Raw genomic sequence first — 17,442 nt, forward strand, 5'->3', positions numbered from 1 at the left:
CCCGGTAGCTCGTCAGGCTCATAACCTGAAGGTCACAGGTTCAAATCCTGTCCCCGCAACCATTCCAAAAAGCCTGCAAGTCGAACGACTTAGCGGGCTTTTTCGTGTTCGCCTATCGAGCAAGTGGTCAAGCTGTGCTTCTGTAAAAAATGCGGGTTCATTGCATCGCAAGATCAATGGGTTAGCCTCCTGTCTGTAAAATACACGGCTGTCTTTGCGGGTCAGTGCCGGTGCCCGTTCTACCTCGGCCGCCTGTGTCCCACCCCCTGGCGCATTGTATCGCCTCAAAGGGTCGTCAAGGACGGACCAATATCGCTTCCATGTTACCATGTAGGCGATCCAGCGAGCATACCGGACAAAGCTGGCAGCTGATTCATCCGATCGCCCAGTACAAAGTACCTGCCGTCGGTGGTGACATCGATCGTGATGGTTCCGTCACGGCGTGTGGTCATGACCTTGCGGAGTGGACGGATGCCGAACAGCCCTGCGGGCTTGGTGTAGTCGGGGATGCCGGTCGTGCGGCTGGCGTACCAGTCACCTGTTTCCTGGGTGCCATGTTGCTTCCGCCCGTCAGAGAAGATGACGAGATCAGGCCGGCAGATGTCGAAGACCTCGGTGCAGCATCCGTTTTCACGCCCGTGGTGTGACGCGACGTAGACATTCACGTTCGCCCGCTTAGCGCGGAAGTGTGGGTTTTTCAGAAGCTGGCGCCAGCCGGCCCGTTCGAGGTCGCCACCGAACAGGATGGTGAAGGGGCCGAGGTGGACGAACGCGACCAGGCTGAGATTGTTGGTATCCATGAAGTCGGCGCCGTAGCGGTTCCAGAACACATGCCACCTGACACCGCCAAGATCATGTGACCACTCGCCCAGGAAGCCGGGACCGAAATGAGCAAGGATGCTCGTCGCCGTCGAGACGCCGTCCCTCATTCCACACTCCGCCTTCATAGCCCGGAGCGCATTGGCGTCGACGGTGGGGTTGCTGACGACGGCTCCGATTCCGCAGTTCTGCCATAGATGCGGCAGATCCTCGCAGTGATCCTCGTCGAGGTTCATCAGCATCAGCGTGTCGATGCGCTGACCGTGATATGTAACCGACGGATACCACGGGCGATCGCTACATAGCCCGCAGTCGAGCATCAGGCGATGTCCTGCTGGGCCGGTGGTGACCGAGCATCCGCCGTGGTCGACGTCATGAATCTCGATCTTCATCGATCGCATCCGCTGAAAGGCACGGTGCGATCGGTCATGCCGTTGCAACTTTGCGGGCAATGACGTTGCCGACCAGCCGAACTGCCGCATGACGCGCGGATGTGGCCACGATCAGGTATGCAACGAACAGCCCGGCCGAGAGCAGGAGGGTATGCCTAGGTGTGCCGTGTGTCCAGATCAGCAGCGCGGGGGTGATCAGCGCCAGGAGCGCGAGCAACACGGCGCAGTCGCGCAGGATCAGGAAGCGGCGGTGGTTGTCCGCGATCGCGGGATCGCTCTCAATTGCTTTCAGCCAGCGATACCAGAGGGCGTTCTGCTGGGTGGCGTTCATCGGCGCCGTTGGGATCAGGACTGCCAGATCGGTCGGATCGATCCGCGCGTCGGCCGGCGCAATTTCGGAGAAAGCACGGCAGCCAGGAAGACGATCCCGAAGCCGCCAGAAGACAAGCGCCTCCTTAATCGGGCGCGGGAAGACCTCCTGCAGAACCAGCATGGCGATGCCGGCGATTCCTGCCATGCCTGCATGTTCCAGCACCGTCTGGATCTGGGTGATCCTGTCGAGGCCCAGCAGCCCCGCAGCCGCGGCATAGGCCGCCACGATCGGGACGAGATATTTGGCGCTGATGCCGGACTTCAGGGAGTCTGCCATCAGGGAAGCCTCAGATGAGCCTGAATGTCTTGATCGGCGACAATGACCATGAGCGTCGGGCGCAGCTCCGGCGCATCGTTCTCCGCATGCTCCATCATGGCGCGATAGTCGCGACCGGACATGTCGGCCGAGCCGTCGGGGTGGCTATGCCATGTGCCGCATAGATACGTCCGACCGCGCGTGAGGCGCGTCAGCCGTCGTTCCGTCAAGGTGCCACCGGCCTCGCCCAGCTCAAGTCGGGTTTCGGTCGCCGCCGATCCCGGTGGCAGGGAAGAGGCATAGACGATGGTGATGACGCACCGGTTCGGATCCCATGCGCCATAGAGATACCCGCCGGTTTCCGCAGGTAGCGCGGCGGACCGCTCCCCGGTTATGCTGGCGATGGCCGCCGGCGAAATGCGGATCTGCCAGTCCTCGGCTGTCGCAGGGCGCAAGATCGTGAAGGGAGCCATCGGTATCCAGCGCGAGCCGGTTGGCCGCCGCCGCTGATCGAGCGGATTGAGCAGGATGCCGGCTTCGGTGCGGTCGCCCAGGATCGCGGTACAGGCGACCGACGCATGCTGTTCGACCGCATGCTTGGGCAGGTGCACGGTCATCGACGTGCAGCCGAAGCCGTAAAGCAGGGGATCCGGGCCAAGGGGATGACGATTCTCGAAGTTGAGCCATGCCGCCACGGCCGGTTCATTGGGCGCCATAGCTATCGTCGCCAGCATCATGTCCGACATCGTGGGCCCACCCGGCGGCGACACGAAAGTCATGCCGAGCTGCCCTTCATGGAACATCTCGCTGCGGATGATGGTCGCGTCCGTCGCGGTGCGAAGCTCGTCCATCCGAAGGCGCACGCGCTCGTCGGCCGTCGCGTCGATCACGAGCCGCCCGTCGATCCTCGCCTGAAGATCGACGATATCGATCGTGGTAATATCATCCCGGATCGCCTCCGCCTTGCCTTCGCCGTGCCAGATCGCGCCGGTCAGTCGCTTCGCATGCTCCGCCTTATTGGCGTAGATGTCGGCGCTCTGGGCCGAATGGCGTGCGAGGTTGTGCGGGTGGATGCGATCCTTATCCCACACCACGACATCGTCCATGCCGGATCGCATCAGGCTATCGTGGATCGAACTGCCGAGCGCGCCATGTCCAAGCAGCGCGACAGGCGGTAGGATGTCGACGCCTGCCACCCAGCGCATGAGCTTCGGACATGGTGGATAGTCGCCTACGATCGTCTCGATGCGCGTATCCGCGTCGAGGATCGTCTTGTCGAAGTCCTGGGATATGAGAAAGGCGCGCAACTCGAGACTGCGCGCCTTGGGATCGTCAGAATAGCCGAAGAAGGCGTCCATGATCGGTGCCGGTCGCCAGACGCCGATGACGACCACCATGGCCTTCCCGCCATGCGGAGGGCGGTGACAGCGGAAGTCGACACTCCTGTTCAGCAGACCGCCGACCGCGGTGTCGAAGGCGTGGTTGACGCCGATCGTCTTCATTCCCTCGAGCAGTTCGGCACCGGTTCGCCAGTCCTCGAACATGGGGTCGCGTTCCACCACGGACGGATCGCGCCACACGAATACCCAAGGGATCGCATGCCGTTCGTGATCGGTCTTGTTGTGATGTCCGATTGCCGGAAGCACGTCTTCTAGCGACAGAAACTGGGGAAAGACCGAGACCTGCTTGTGCTGGTCATCGTCGTAGCTGATCGCGACCCCCATTGCGCTACCGGCATCAGGGTTGGCGTAGGCGTGTTCCTGGAAGACGCGGGGGTTCATCTCGCCCATCCGCAGCTTCTGGCCGACGCCGAAAGGAACAGGCTCCCATCCGTCCATCATGAGCGTGCCGGTCTTCGCGTCACGCAGGAAGTCGCGCAGTCGGGTCATGACCGCCTCGATCCCGGCGCGTTCGTAGATCGGCTGGATACCGCCCAGCGCAAGACAGGGTGCAGCTTTGCTCCCCGGCGAACCCGAGCAAAGATGGCCGATACTGCGCGGAAAGCCTTCCCGGTCGCACAGCACGTTGTACGGCGCAGTACGTCCGAAAGCGCGGCCATCCCGGTAGACGAAATGGATGCGTTCGACGTCACGCACGTCCGCAGCGGGCGCCTCCACCGTCGGTTCGGTCGCGATCTCGAAGCTCAGGATTTCAGTATCGTCGACAGAGCGCAGGGCGATCGATGACGCGATCACGCCGGGGGACCTCGCGATGCAGGCGACTTCGAGTAGCTGCCCGAGGTCGAAATCTTTCACAACCTCGGCGTTGTTCGGTTCGTCATAACCGTCAACCATAGGAGCCGCCTCCGCCGACAGCCGCTCCGCCGCCGCCCAGACCGACCGCCGCCGAGACTTTGGCCGGAGCGAGGGTCGGCCCACCCATGGTGAGGTTGAAGACGATGTGAGCAGGAAGGTCCGACGCGCCGTTCCCGCCCGTACAGCGGAAGCGCCCTTCCACCGACCCGTTGATCTCTCCGCCGTTTGCAAGAATGCGAAGGTAGCGGCGCTTAGCGTGCCATGATGGTGGGGTGTCGCCGCCCCTGACCACGCGGCGACTGCTCGACACCACGTATCCGTTGCCGCGCTGCTCGCCGAGCGCCTTCAGCGCCTCGGTGGACTCGACGAATTCACCATCCGTGCAACCGCCGAACGGAACTCGGCCGATGGAGCGGCGCGAACAATGATGCGGCGCGAGCAGGATTTGCCACGCCAGATGGTGGGGATTCTTCCGGTGGATGTCCTTCTCGAGCCGTTCGAGAACTTCGACCGAGGTGTCGCCGCAGGTGAGGATCAGATTGTCGCCGCCATAGCGACGAACGGTCCACTGGATGACGAGGCTGGTCGGATTGGATGAGGTCGGCGTGCAGCCCTCGGGCGCCTTTGGGATGTCCCATTCCGCAGGAGTAGGGGCCAGCAGACGCCATTCGAAATCGGTCGCGATGGATCCGGTGGTGACCTTGCTGGTGTCCATCACCTTGAGCCGGTTGCCGTCGCGATAGCCGGCATCGGTGCTCTGAAGCACATATCGCCGCTTGATCTCCTCGGTCAAAGGCTTCGACTGGTCCGTGGTGTAGTGCGGGTTCAGGCCGTAGGGGCTGCACCAGATCTCATCGACGATGATCTTGGGATCGGAATCATCGGGATCGCTGTCCCAAGTCTCGGGCGACCCGCAATGGAAGATTTCAGAGAAGCCGCCGACATGATCCTTGTCGGGATGGGTGGATACGAACACGTCGAGGTGGTCGTTGCCACAGGCCTGACGGATATCTGACGCAAAGTCAGGGGCCTCGTCGTCTTCGTCGTCCTGAGCCCTGGCCGCGCGATAGTGGATGTCGATCATCACGACCTTGTCGTGCGCTTCGATCAGGATGCTGTCGCCACACCCCGACGCGAAGGTCGTAAGCCTGTAGTCGCCGCGCATGACGATAACTCCCTTTTGCTCCCGGGAACGAGGTGGGAACAAAGAAAGGCAGATTCAAGATATGGTAGGTGATTATTTAATCGTCCCCACATTTTGTTGTTCGCGTCTGTTTATCGTTACGCGGGCGAGGCTGGTTCGAGGCGCTCGAGCACGAACGTCCCCTCGCCCTGATCGAGTTCGACGACACACATCTTGAGGGTTGGATGCGGAAAGCATCGTGCGATCGACCGCGGGGATGCGTCTTTGTCTCGCGCCTGCGCCATGATGACGTGAACAACACCGCCGGCATGGTCGCGGGCATAGGCAAGATTGTCGATCAGTTCGACAAAACCCGGCCGCGATTTCCATTCGCCGGGGCGATCGGTCTTCCAGCTGCGATAGACGCGGCCCTTATCCTCGAAGCGGTCCTGCCACAGCGTGACCGACACGTCGGCGCCATCCTCGCTGCGTCCGGACCAGCTCCAGCGCGTGTTTCGCGGCGTGGTTCCGAAGAAGGAGAAGCACTCGGTGTGCGTATATTCTTTGGGCATTTCTCACCTCTTTCATCACAACGCGTTGGCCGCTTGCGCCACGGATTCAGACCAAACCGATCACTGGGTTCTTCGAGATTACCGTCACGGACCTCGATGCCCGGCTGAGCGCGACGTAGGCGTTGCAGGCGTTCATGGATCCAGCGTCGAGAATTATCACGCGCTCGGCCTCGAGCCCCTTGAGCAGCAGCGTGCTGCCGATGCCCAAGGCGGGAATATGCCGACCCTTGCTTCGCTTGGCCTCTCGCACCTCCAGCACCGATGCCTTCAGATCGCCGTCCTCGGCGGTGCGTCGCATCCCGTCCATCATTACGTTGAGAAGGTCCGGCCGATACACGAACCACCCCGGCGTCTTGTGCCAGCATTCAAGCATGCGGGCCAGGTTGCCGAACGTGGCGCCATGGCGGGCCATCAGGAAGATGCGCTCGGAGTCTTCGGCGGGTGCCTCTCTACCGGAAGCAAGATCGTTCAGCCGATCGACGAATGCCTTGTCGATGCCAGACATGACCGTGCGCGCGAAGCGCAGCACTTCAATGACGCGCTTGAGTTCCTTCTCACTACCAATCTTGTCCGCCGCTGCCGCCAGTTCAGGCATGTCTGCTCGCTCAACGACCTGAACGCCATCGTATGTTTTGGCGAATTCCACGCGCGATGCCGCATCCAGTGAGCTGCCGACGATCAGCGCGGTTGACGGCGCCAGACCCGCAAGCTCGGCCATAGCTTCCGCCTCGGCCGATTTCTGCTGTTCTTCGTCTACCGCTTTCTTCCAGACTAGATTGACCGGTGCGGTCGTTAGGTCGACCCCTTGACCGCGCTCGAGCCCGCCCCTGATGGACAGGATCCAGCGACCGAAATCCTCTTCGCCCTCTGCGATCCAGCGCCACGGATCGTCGAGCGTGGCGACGAGAGGGAAGGTGGTCAGCACTTCAGCGTCCCAGTCGGGCAGGGGACCCGCCCAGTCGAATATTCGCTGTAGCGGATCACCGAGGACGCAGCACGGTAGCCGATCGGCGAGCGCGACGACCAGCCGATGCTGGGGGCTGGTGCAGTCCTGATACTCGTCGACGATGACGCGCGAGTATGATGCCCGCAGTATCGCATCGAGGGCGCCGGACGACACCGCTCGGATCGCCGCCTCGCGCAGCGCAGGATACTGGATCGCGGACAGGTCGGGACGCAGGCCTGATAGCTCGGGATAGGACGACACGAGCTGAAGGCACCACCCGTCGAGCGTCGTTACCCGTGCCTTTGTCGTCGCGACCTTGGCTCGCCCCATACGCGAACGCAGCGCGCAGACACCGGCGTTAGTATGGGTCAGGACCAGTGCCGGCTTGCCGTCGTTTCGCGCGACGGCCCGCACGATGGATTCGGTCTTTCCGCAGCCGGCGGGGGCGACGATCGAACCACGACCGATCGCGAGAATGTCAGGTGCCGACATGAGCCTATGCCGCCGCCCATGTGCGCAGGTCGTCGATGATACCGGGCATCGTTCCGGTGCAACGATCAAGCGCAGGAGCCAGGACCTCGCGACCGACACGCTCGCCAAGAGTCACGTTCTTGAACCAGCCGCCCTTCTTGGCAGCCGCGCCCAGATGCCGCCTCTCGTCGAGTCCGAAGCCGATCAGCGTGCTGAACATATCGGCGTTCAGCGTCGCCGACTGGACGCGCAGATCGCTGTTGACCTTGTCCTTGCCGCATTCCTCCACCGCCACCTCGACGAGCTTCTCGATCTCATCGTCGGGGAGCGACAGGCATAGCGCCTGCTCGGTCGATAGCCCCTCATCCCAATGGAATTGCATGACACCGGCAGTCGCGAGTTTCCCGAGCTGGGCGGTAGTGAAGGGCTTGTCGCAGTCGCGTAGGAGGGCGGTCCGGTAACCAAGGTCGGCGAACGCACACGCGCGGTTGATCATGTTGTCGCCGTTTCCATCGGCGAACGCAGCCCCCATTGCGGCCAACGTCGGTTGCCCGGTTTCATCGCGATGCACGTCGAGGCCGCGCAGCAAACCGATTTCCGTCGGCCCCTCGCACACAATGACCTGGGGGGCGAGGAAGGCCTCGGCGCAGGCCCGCAGCGTCTTCTGGCTCTCCACCCCGCCGTCGGTACGGCTCATGACCACGCCGCCGGATCCGTCATCGGCTGCCCTCCACAGCTGTCCGGCGGATAGTTCCCGCACGACGACCGCCGAATGCGTGGTAAGGAAGACTTGTCGCATCGGCGCAGTTTCTTTGCTGCCTAGGATATGCAGCAGGCGGATGATGCGATGAGGTTCGAGGCCGTGCTCGACCTCGTCGACGAGAACGAAGGGGCTGGCTTCGCCCGCGGCTGCCTGCAGGCCGGCGATGAGAAGGCGGCTGCTGCCGACGCCGAGATTGCGCAGCGGTACGCCGTCCTTGTCATGCAGAGCTATGGTTCCGCCCGAGAAGCTGATCCCATGGGCGTCGAGTAGCGCGGTAGCTTCAAGCGCGCCGGATATGCCTGCCTTCTCCGCGACGGCATGTACGATGTCGAGCGCGTCCTGAACCTGCGTGAGTGCGGCCGTGCCGAATTCGGCGCGAGCCTTTCTTGCCGCGTCGGCAAGCGCGCCGCCAGCGCCGGACGGGATTTCAGCGAGCTTGTTCAGGATGGAACGGTTGCCCCATGCAAGATGATGGTTGGCATAAACGCCAAGCCTCGTGGGGGCGAGTTTCTTGCGCTCAGCGGGCGGCATCTCGCGCGTCGTGCCATCAGCATCTGCGCGATCGGAATACAGGCTCCACCGCGGTTCGAGATCCTGATCAATCGTAAGCCTGACGGTGATCACGTCTTCCAGGCCGGCACCTGGTTCGTCTGACAGCAGTCTCGTGGCTGCATTCCACCCGCGATGGATGATGCCGTAGCGGTCTATGTCGAGCAGCACGTCCGGCAGGTCGCCGATGGTGACACGCAGATCTATCTGCTTCGTCACGTCCAGCTGCCAGAAATCGGCATCTGAAAATGTGAGATTGCGGCGAGGTGCCAGCGCCAGTTCGATCGCATCTAGAAGCGTCGACTTCCCCGTATCGCCGGCACCAATAACTGCATTGAGGCCGGGCAGGGGTGCCCAGATGGCCTTCCGCACGCCTCGGAAGTTGGACACCTCTACCTGACGAATTGCCGCCATCGTTCCCCCCGACCCGTCGCCGATAGATCGGCTGTTTCATTTGACAGGTATCTGTACCGGACCTCCTCCTCAAGAGCTCCGGCTTGATCTTCCGCCGATTGGGCGTCGGCAGCAGGAGAGATGTCGAGCTGCTCGTCCGAACGCAGAATGTCGTAGATGATGTCGGTAAGGCTGGTGGCCGAGTTGCAGGGCGTGGCGGCGAGTGCGGTCGAGGTCATCGAGCCGCAACGGAGAGACATGGCGGTGACGCGCAGCTGCGGCAGCATGGGCTGGTAGCCGGTCAGCTGAGCGTGTTTTTCCACACCAACGGCTTCAAGACCGGCGCCGGCCAGTATCAGGGCGCCTGGCGCATGGCGCTGCACCCAATAACGGCGGGCTCGCTCGAACTGCTGGCGGCGGCGCGACGCGGCGTCGAGGCGGCTTGGCGTGACGGCTACGCGTACACCAAGGCGGGCATCATGCTCGACGACCTGATCGCCGCTGAACTAAGACCGCGGACCTTGTTCGAAGGCGATACGGACCGACGCGATCGGCTGATGACGGCGCTCGACGAGGTGAACGGGAAGTTCGGCAAGTTCACCGCCGTGCCGGCGGCGCAGGGGTTCAGGCGCGACTGGAAGATGCGGGCGGAGAACCGATCCCCGGCATGGACGACGCGCATCGACGAAGTGCCGCTTGTCCGAGCGGACTGATCGTACTGGTCGCGTTCAGGAAACCGTACTATTAGAGGGGCATGACGCTGCGTCGCATCATCCGCGCATCGGCGCTCCTCATGCTCGCCATGATGATGTTGGTACGCATGGGCCCGCTGTGCGAGTCGATGGCCATGGCAGCGACGCCGGCCTCCGGACACGTTGCCATGCCCGACTGCGACCGACCGGTGCCGGTCCGTCGAACCGAAGGGAAGGCGACCATCGGCGCATGTGCTGGCGCGTGCCTGGCAATCGAGGTGGATCGCCAATCCATCGTCGCCGAACCGATGTCTCGATCAGCCCGACCCGTGCCGGCGTCGTATGCTCAGCTGGAAGGTTTGTCCGGCGCTCCGTCTCCGCCTCCTCCGCGAACCGCGTGATCGATTGACGACATCGACGATCACGTAATTCAAGGAATGCCTATATGAAGACGATCAAGTTCATCGGTGCGGCCATCGCGCTCGCACTCGTCCCTGCAACCGCGTTCGCGGCAGCCGACTGCTGCGCCGACAAGACGTGCTGCAAAGACGGCGCGGACTGCTGCAAGGACGGCAAGGGCGACTGCTGCAAGGACATGAAGGGTGGCGACAATGCCGGCCACGACATGTCGGGCATGAAGATGCCATCCAAGTGATGCTGCCGGCGGAGGCTGGTGCCTCCGCCGCTCAGCCCTGAGCGTCCGGGACGGTACCGCCGTTAATACGCCAAGGCCTGTTCCGTCCCGGCAGTCTCAGACGAAGCGACGCCGCTCGGCCGCGGATGCCGTCTACCGTACGATTCAGCCCCCGCGCGATGTCACTGATCTCCTGACGGGCGGCGATGCGCCGGCGTAGATCGTCGTCATCCTCGTCCGACCAACGTCGGGGCGGCCTTCGTCCCGGCGGCGCGTCTTCAGACATGGACCTCATGCCCGTCTCCGCAGGGTTCGCCCGGCGCCTCGGTCTGCACAGTGACGTGCGAGATGTCGAAGCGCTGGTCCAGCATGGCCGTCACGCCGAGGCGAACGGGATCCGGATCGCAGCCCTGTCCCAGCGTCACGTGTACCGTGCAGCTGACGTCGTCGTTCGACATCGACCAGATGTGTAGGTCGTGGAGCCCGGCCACTCCCGGCACCGCCGCGATGGCGGAGCGAACCTCGGTCAGCCGCAGACTGGATGGAACGCCCTCGAGCAGCACGTTGGTGGTATCGCGAAGTAGGATCCAAGTGCGCGGCAGCACCCAGAGGCCGATCGCCACCGCAACCAGGGGATCGATCCAGGCCCAGCCTGTGAAGTGGATCGCCGCGGCGCCTGCGATGACTCCGATCGAGCCGATCATATCGGCCCAGACTTCGAGATACGCGCCCTTCACGTTGAAGCTCGCATCTTTGCCGGCGGTCAGCAGCCGCATTGATATGAGGTTCACGACCAGACCGATCGCCGCGACGATCATCATGCCCCAGGACTGGATCTCCTGTGGTTCGGTGAACCGCCGGATCGCCTCCACGAATACGTAGATCGCGATGCCGAACAGCAGCACCGCGTTGAAGGCGGCAGCGAGGATCTCGAAGCGTCGGTAGCCGAACGTCCGCTTCTCGTCCGGCGCCTTGCGTCCCAGTCTGATCGCCAGCAACGCGATCACCAGCGCCGCGACGTCGGTCATCATGTGGGCGGCGTCGGAAAGAAGGGCGAGGCTGTTGAAGACGATGCCGCCGATCACCTCCGCCACGAGATAGGTGGAGGTCAGGGCGAGTGCCCAGCCGAGCATCTTGGCGTTGGCTCCTGCCGTGTGATCGTGCGAGTGTCCGGCTTGGCCGTGGTCATGCGCCATGATGCGCCTCCTCGTATGTGGTTGCGGGTATCGTGTCGGCGCGCCGCCACCCACCGAAGCGGGCGTAGAGCGTCGGCAGGACGAACAGGGTCAGCAGCGTCGCCGAAATCAACCCGCCGATGACGACCGTTGCCAGCGGCTTCTGCACCTCCGCGCCCGCACCGTGGCCGAGCGCCATCGGCACGAAGCCGAGGCTGGCGACTAGCGCGGTCATGGCGACCGGCCGCAGACGGGCGAGTGCCCCATCATGGGCGGCTTGCACCCGGTCCATGCCGCGCGCCATCAGGTCGTGGATGGACGACACCATGACGAGGCCGTTGAGGACGGCTATGCCGGAGAGCGCGATGAAGCCGACGGCCGCCGAGACCGAGAACGGCATTCCCCGCAGCGTCAGCGCCAGCACGCCACCGACCAGCGCCAGCGGAACGCCGGTGAAGACGATCACCGCATCGCGCACTGAGCCAAGCGCCCCGTACAGCAGCAGCATGATGACCGCGAAGCAGACGGGAAGGACAAGCAACAGCCGGTCGCGTGCCGAGGCGAGGTTCTCGAACTGCCCGCCCCATTCGACATACGTGCCCGGGGGCATCTTCACCTTCGCGTCGATCGCGGCACGGGCGTCCGCCACCACGCCGGCGACGTCGCGATCGCGGACGTTCGCCTGAACGACCACGCGGCGCTTGCCGTTCTCGCGGCTGATCTGGTTCGGTCCGTCGACGACCGCGATGTCAGCGACCGTGGACAGCGGCACGAAGCCGCCGGCGGATGTCGGTACCGGCACCTGAGCCACCTCGGTCAGGTCCGACCGCGATGCCTCCGACAGGCGGATGACCACGGGGAAGCGGCGATCGCCCTCGAAGATCACACCGGCCTGGCGACCGCCGATAGCTGCCGCGACCGTGTCCTGCACGTCACCGGCAGTGACGCCGATCCGCGACATCGCCATGCGGTTGGGGCGGATGTCGAGCATCGGCAGCCCTTCGGTCTGCTCGACCCGTACGTCGACGGCACCGCGGGTCTTGCGCAGGATGTCGGCGATGCGGCCGGCGGCGGCGTTCATGCCGCCGAATTCGTCACCGAACACCTTCACGGCGATGTCGCCCCGGACGCCCGCGATCAGCTCGTTGAAGCGCATCTGGATCGGCTGGGTGATCTCGTAGGCGTTGCCGGGCAGCGTCGAGAGCCTCTTTTCCATCCGCTCCACCAATTCCTCCTTGCTCAGGCCGGGGTCGGGCCACTCGGCACGCGGCTTCAGGATGACGAAGGTATCGGTGGCGTTGGGCGGCATCGGGTCGGACGCGATTTCCGACGTCCCCGTGCGCGAGAAGGCGAAGCGCACCTCGGGCTGCCGGGCGAGCATCTTCTCGACCTGGAACTGCATCGCCTGGCTCTGGTCGACTGAGGTCCCGGGAATGCGGACGGCCTGGACGAGGATATTGCCCTCGTCGAGCTGCGGCAGGAACTCCTGCCCCAGCGTCGTGAACGCTATGCCGGCAAGTGCCAGTGCACCGATCGCGACGCCTAGCGTGACGCTCGGCCGCCCCATCGCCTTTCCGAGACCTGGTTCGTAGCGGCGACGGAGCCAGCCGATGATCCGGCTCTCCTTCTCGTCGACGGATCGGCTCAGCCAAATGGCGATCGCGGCGGGCACGAACGTCATCGACAGGATGAAGGCGAACACCAGCGCGATGATGACGGTCAGCGCCATCGGCTCGAACATCTTGCCCTCGACACCGGTGAAGGTGAGCAGTGGCGCATAGACTAGGATGATGATCGCCTGGCCGTAGACGGACGGGCGGATCATCTCGCGCGCCGACGCCGCGACCAGATCGAGGCGTTGCCGGATCGGCAGCGGCTCGGTGCGGCCGTGCTGGGCATCGCCGAGCCGCCGCAACGCGTTCTCGACGATGATGACGGCACCATCGACGATCAGGCCGAAGTCGAGTGCGCCGAGGCTCATCAGGTTGGCGGAGACACCGGCACGCAACATGCCTACGCTGGTCAGCAGCATCGTGATCGGGATCACGAGCGCCGCTATCAGCGCCGCGCGGAAGTTGCCGAGCAGCGCGAACAGCACGATAATCACGAGCAGAGCGCCCTCCGCGAGATTGCGGGCGACGGTGGCGATGGTGGAGTTGACCAGCTCGGTGCGGTTGAGCACCGGCTTGACCACTACGTCCACCGGCAGCGCGCGGCCAATTTCCTTCAGCCGTTCGCCGACGCCGGTGGACACGGTGCGGCTGTTCTCACCGATCCGCATGACCGCGGTGCCGACGACGACCTCGTGGCCGTTCTCGGATGCCGAGCCCATGCGCAGCGCCTGTCCGGTGCGGACCGTGGCGATCTGGCTGAGCAGGATCGGCACGCTCTCGCGCGTGGCCACCACCGTCCGCGCCAGTTCGTCGGCGTTGCGCACGCGGCCATCCGCCCGAACGGCAAGCCCTTCGCCGTTGCGGTTGACGACGCCAGCACCAGCGCTGGTGTTGTTGCGCTCCAGCGCGGTGGCGAGATCCTGCAGCGTGATCTTCATCGCCGCCATACGCTGAATGTCGGGGACGACCAGATACTGCTTGGTGTAGCCGCCGAGGCTGTCGACACCCGCGAGGCCTGCGCTGCTCTTCAGCTGCGGCGTGACGATCCAGTCCTGAACGGTGCGAAGGTAGGTTGCTTTGTCCGCGGGATCGACGAGATGGTCGCCCTCCGGCGTGATGTAGCTGCCGTCCTTCTGCAGGCCGGGCTCACCATTGCGATGGTTGACCTGGTCGAGCTCGCGGTATTCGACCGTCCACATGAAGATGTCGCCGAGCCCGGTTGCGATCGGGCCCATCTCCGGATTCACGTCCTCGGGCAGGCTTTCCTCCGCCGTGCGAAGCCGTTCGGCGACCTGCGCCCTCGCGAAGTAGATGTCGGTCTTCTCGTCGAAGACGGCGGTGATCTGAGCGAAGCCGTTGCGGCTGAGGGAACGCGTGTATTCGAGGCCGGGGATGCCGGCGAGTGCGGTCTCCACGGTGAAGGCGACCTGCTTCTCGATCTGGTCGGGCGAGAGCGCAGGCGCGACGACGTTGATCTGCACCTGGTTGTTGGTGATGTCGGGGACGGCGTCGATCGGCAGCCGCTGGATGGCGAACACCCCGGCGAGCGCCGCGGCCATGGTCAGCAGCAGGACGAGCCATCGCTTCTCGACGGCGAAGGTTACGATGCGGGCGAGCATGGCCTAGTCCTCGTCCTTCGCTTCGCTCTTGCCGAGTTCGGCCTTGAGCGTGAACGAGTTGGTGGATGCGATGCGCTCCTCACCGGTCAGGCCTGCGGTGACGCTGACCGAACCGCCGTTTGTCCGGCCGAGCGTGACGGGTGTAGCCTTGAAGCCCGACGGCGTGCGGACGAAGACATGCGGCTTGTCGCCGATCATCTGAACGGCGGCCGATGGCACGGCGACGCTGCGATCGCCGGTGGCGGGCAGCAGCACCGAAACGCCGACGTTCTCGCCGACCCGCCATGTGCCGCCGGCGTTGTCGATGGTGGCGATCACCGGCACGAGACGGGTGGTTTCGTCCAGGATCGGGGAAACGAAGGTCACGCGACCCTCCTGTCGACGCCCCGCCGACGTCACCTCGACGCGTGCGCCAGGCCTGACGCGGCCGGCATCCGCCGGCACTAGGGACATCGTCACGGACACCTTCGCAAGGTTCGCGACCCGGAAGATCTCGGCGTCCGCAGCGATCTGCTGGCCGAGTGTTGCTGACCGGGCGATCACCTGGCCGGCGATGGGCGAGCGGACCGTGATGCGGTTGAGGGCGCCGCCGCCGCCGCCGGTTGCCGACAGCTGCTGACGGGCGAGACGCAGCGCGATGTTCGCCTCCGTCGCGGCGGTCCGCGCCGCGACGAGGTCCTGTTCAGGCGAGACGCGCTCGGCGTACAGGCGTTGCTCGCGGCGCAGGTTCGATTGGGCCAGCGCGGAGCGAGCGCGGGCGGCTTCCACCTCGGCGTTCAGGCTTGCGGCTTCACGGCTTTCGATGATGGCGAGCGTATCGCCGCGCCGGACCGGCTGGCCGAGATTGCGCGTGAGCGAGACAAGGCGTCCCCCGATGGCAGCCGAGACCACCTGCACGCCCTGAGGATCACCCTCGATGGTGGCGGGAAGCTCGATGGCGCCGGCGACGCCGCCGACGGTTGGACGGGTGACCTCGATCCCTGCATCGGCGATCTGCTGGGCGGTGAGCTTGGCGGTCGTTGGATCGCCGGTGGCAGCCTGCTTGCTCTCGTTGGCCTCGCCGGCATTGTCGACCGGTGCCTCCGAGCCGCCGCAGCCGGCGATGGCGAGAGCAAGGACGGCCGGCATGGCGACCTTCAGTATGCGGTTCATCGTTGATCGTCCTTGGGGAGCGGTGCGGCGGCGGTCAGCCGTTCCAGGCGTGCCTGGGCATCGTGGTGGGCGGCCAGCGCGTCGATCGCGGCCGTCCGGGTTTCGAGCAGCGTGCGTTCGGCATCGAGCAGATCGAGCTGCCCGAACTTGCCTTCGCGGTAGCCGATCCGGGCGATCCGTGCCGCCTCGGTGGCGGCGGCGAGCGCCGGTCCGGTGGCGTTGCGCGCAGTGGTCGCGGCGTTGTCAGCATCGGCTCGAGCCGTCGCCACGTCCTGGTCGGCGTCGAGCATCGCGACCCGTCGCAGAGCATCCGACTGCTCGCGCTGCGCCTCGGCTACGGCGATGTTCGCGCGCCCGTTGTTGAAGACGTTGAGGGGGATGGAGATGCCGAATACTGCGGCGACGTCGTTGGTCTGCTCCAGCCGCCGTGCGCTTGCGCTGACCGTGAGGTCGGGCACCCTCTGGCTGCGCGCCAGACGCACCTGCGCGGTCGCCGTATCGAGGTCGGCACGCGCCGCTGCGACCGTGAGGGTTCCGGAGGTCGCGATGGGTCGCATCGCGCCAGTCGAAGGGACCGCGTCGAACCAGCTGCGATCGAGCTGTCCCACCGGCATGTCGAGCAGCCGGGCAAGATTGCCGGAGGCCGCTTCTGCCGAGCGCCGTGCCCGTTCAAGCGCCCCTTCAGCTGCAATGCGCGCGACGTCGGCGCGCTGCTCCTCGATCGGCGATGCACGGCCGGCCTGGACCCTTACGTGGGCGCCGCGCAGCACCTCGGCAGCTATACCGACCTGATCCTGTGCGATTGCCATCCGGCGCTGCGCGGCTGCGGCCGCATTGTAGGTCTGTGTGACCCTCAGTCGCAGGTCGGCGCTAGCGATCTCCGACTGGAGACCTGCGCGTCCGATCTGTGCTTCGGCGACGGCGATGCGCGCTCCGCGCTTGCCGCCGAGTTCGAGCGGCAGGGCGAGGCCGAGCGTCGTCTCCGACGATCGCAGTCCTTTATAGATGCCGGTGCCAGCGACGTTCTCAGCCTCGCCGACGATCGACGGGTTGGGGCGAAGACCGGCGACGCGGCGCTGGGCCTCGGCGGCACGGATGCCGGCCGCAGCCGCATCCTGAAACGGCGATGAGGCACCCGCTCGGTTGAGCGATTCGGCGAGCGTGAGGGCCGGCGACGAGGCCGCGGTCCCGTCGGTCTGGGCCTGCAGCGACGATGCGCAGGCGCCTGCGGCCAGGACGGCCGCGATGATGCGATACATGGAGTGCTCCTGACGATGGTGACCCGGACGCGCGTCGGCGCGCGCCCGATCGACGCGTCAGGCCTGGGGAGGTCGGAGGGCTGCTTCCGTGACGTGACCGCTCAACGTGCGACTGGGCGGTGCCAGCGGCATCGCCGATGTCGCGACGGCCGCGGTTATGGTCGTCCGGACCATCGGTGTGTTCACATGGTGCTCGTGGCAGCTCGCGTGGTGATGCGGGTAGCCTTTGTCCGCGTCCGCAGGAACTTCGTCGCCATCGCCCGGTGCGTGGGCGGCCATCTCGGTCCTGCTCATCTCGACGCCGCGTGCTTCCGCGGCATGAGCCATGCCGGCCCACGTCGTGAGGACCAGCATCAGGCACGCCAGGAAGGGCACGAGCTTGCGCAT

The 17,442-nt window shown here is 64.9% G+C and carries 17 protein-coding genes; 4 read left to right on the forward strand and 13 right to left on the reverse strand.

Annotated elements, in window-relative coordinates; translation table 11 throughout:
* The coding region (locus tag ASE88_RS19330) for a hypothetical protein (RefSeq protein WP_235527730.1) at nt 1-199 on the forward strand (199 nt) is incomplete at its 5' end.
* A 124-nt stretch (nt 200-323) separates the two neighbouring features.
* On the opposite strand, the gene ASE88_RS02415 is transcribed toward ASE88_RS19330, so the two are convergent.
* The 8 genes from ASE88_RS02415 to ASE88_RS02450 form a co-directional block, all read right to left on the reverse strand.
* On the reverse strand, nt 324-1,211 hold the full coding sequence (locus tag ASE88_RS02415) for a ComEC/Rec2 family competence protein (protein ID WP_156356873.1): 888 nt from the start codon (nt 1,209-1,211) through the stop codon (nt 324-326).
* A 34-nt stretch (nt 1,212-1,245) separates the two neighbouring features.
* The gene (locus tag ASE88_RS02420) at nt 1,246-1,860 is read right to left on the reverse strand and encodes a hypothetical protein (RefSeq protein ID WP_056475023.1); all 615 of its coding nucleotides are present in this window, start codon (nt 1,858-1,860) and stop codon (nt 1,246-1,248) included.
* On the reverse strand, nt 1,860-4,133 hold the full coding sequence (locus ASE88_RS02425) for a ThiF family adenylyltransferase (RefSeq protein ID WP_056475026.1): 2,274 nt from the start codon (nt 4,131-4,133) through the stop codon (nt 1,860-1,862). Before ASE88_RS02425 ends, ASE88_RS02420 begins: the two co-directional genes overlap by 1 nt.
* The gene (locus tag ASE88_RS19335) at nt 4,126-5,259 is read right to left on the reverse strand and encodes a hypothetical protein (protein ID WP_056475029.1); all 1,134 of its coding nucleotides are present in this window, start codon (nt 5,257-5,259) and stop codon (nt 4,126-4,128) included. The genes ASE88_RS02425 and ASE88_RS19335 overlap by 8 nt, the downstream gene beginning before the upstream one ends.
* Nucleotides 5,260-5,375: 116 nt before the next feature.
* On the reverse strand, nt 5,376-5,789 hold the full coding sequence (locus ASE88_RS02435) for a hypothetical protein (protein WP_056475033.1): 414 nt from the start codon (nt 5,787-5,789) through the stop codon (nt 5,376-5,378).
* Between the two features lie 46 nt (nt 5,790-5,835).
* Nucleotides 5,836-7,227 carry a UvrD-helicase domain-containing protein gene (locus ASE88_RS02440; RefSeq protein WP_056475036.1) on the reverse strand — a complete coding sequence of 464 codons (1,392 nt, stop codon included), beginning with the start codon at nt 7,225-7,227 and terminating at the stop codon, nt 5,836-5,838.
* A 4-nt stretch (nt 7,228-7,231) separates the two neighbouring features.
* Nucleotides 7,232-8,932 (reverse strand): ATP-dependent nuclease, encoded by a 1,701-nt coding sequence (locus ASE88_RS02445; RefSeq protein WP_082466109.1) that lies wholly within the window; start codon nt 8,930-8,932, stop codon nt 7,232-7,234.
* On the reverse strand, nt 8,911-9,198 hold the full coding sequence (locus ASE88_RS02450; RefSeq protein ID WP_156356875.1) for a hypothetical protein: 288 nt from the start codon (nt 9,196-9,198) through the stop codon (nt 8,911-8,913). The genes ASE88_RS02445 and ASE88_RS02450 overlap by 22 nt, the downstream gene beginning before the upstream one ends.
* Before the next feature lie 24 nt (nt 9,199-9,222).
* On the opposite strand from ASE88_RS02450, the gene ASE88_RS02455 reads away from it, so the two are divergent.
* The 3 genes from ASE88_RS02455 to ASE88_RS02465 are packed head-to-tail and all read left to right on the forward strand — an operon-like array spanning nt 9,223 to nt 10,258.
* The gene (locus ASE88_RS02455) at nt 9,223-9,624 is read left to right on the forward strand and encodes a DUF4113 domain-containing protein (protein ID WP_056475047.1); all 402 of its coding nucleotides are present in this window, start codon (nt 9,223-9,225) and stop codon (nt 9,622-9,624) included.
* 41 nt (nt 9,625-9,665) lie between these two features.
* On the forward strand, nt 9,666-10,004 hold the full coding sequence (locus tag ASE88_RS18665) for a hypothetical protein (protein ID WP_156356876.1): 339 nt from the start codon (nt 9,666-9,668) through the stop codon (nt 10,002-10,004).
* Between the two features lie 44 nt (nt 10,005-10,048).
* Nucleotides 10,049-10,258, forward strand: coding sequence for a hypothetical protein (locus ASE88_RS02465; RefSeq protein WP_056475053.1), 210 nt, complete (start codon nt 10,049-10,051; stop codon nt 10,256-10,258).
* A 257-nt stretch (nt 10,259-10,515) separates the two neighbouring features.
* Here ASE88_RS02465 and ASE88_RS02470 read toward each other — a convergent pair whose 3' ends face one another.
* Genes ASE88_RS02470 through ASE88_RS02490 form a run of 5 tightly spaced genes read right to left on the reverse strand, consistent with a single transcriptional unit; the run spans nt 10,516 to nt 17,442 of the window.
* Nucleotides 10,516-11,433 (reverse strand): cation diffusion facilitator family transporter, encoded by a 918-nt coding sequence (locus ASE88_RS02470; RefSeq protein WP_056475057.1) that lies wholly within the window; start codon nt 11,431-11,433, stop codon nt 10,516-10,518.
* Nucleotides 11,423-14,644, reverse strand: a complete 3,222-nt coding sequence (locus tag ASE88_RS02475; RefSeq protein WP_056475062.1) for an efflux RND transporter permease subunit — start codon at nt 14,642-14,644, stop codon at nt 11,423-11,425. Before ASE88_RS02475 ends, ASE88_RS02470 begins: the two co-directional genes overlap by 11 nt.
* Before the next feature lie 3 nt (nt 14,645-14,647).
* Nucleotides 14,648-15,796, reverse strand: coding sequence for an efflux RND transporter periplasmic adaptor subunit (locus ASE88_RS02480; protein WP_056475065.1), 1,149 nt, complete (start codon nt 15,794-15,796; stop codon nt 14,648-14,650).
* A complete protein-coding gene (locus ASE88_RS02485; RefSeq protein ID WP_056475069.1) occupies nt 15,793-17,055 on the reverse strand; it encodes a TolC family protein in 1,263 nt (420 codons plus the stop codon). The genes ASE88_RS02480 and ASE88_RS02485 overlap by 4 nt, the downstream gene beginning before the upstream one ends.
* Nucleotides 17,056-17,112: 57 nt before the next feature.
* The gene (locus tag ASE88_RS02490) at nt 17,113-17,442 is read right to left on the reverse strand and encodes a hypothetical protein (protein ID WP_156356877.1); all 330 of its coding nucleotides are present in this window, start codon (nt 17,440-17,442) and stop codon (nt 17,113-17,115) included.

It is taken from the genome of Sphingomonas sp. Leaf38 (genome assembly GCF_001421825.1).
Lineage (GTDB): Bacteria > Pseudomonadota > Alphaproteobacteria > Sphingomonadales > Sphingomonadaceae > Sphingomonas.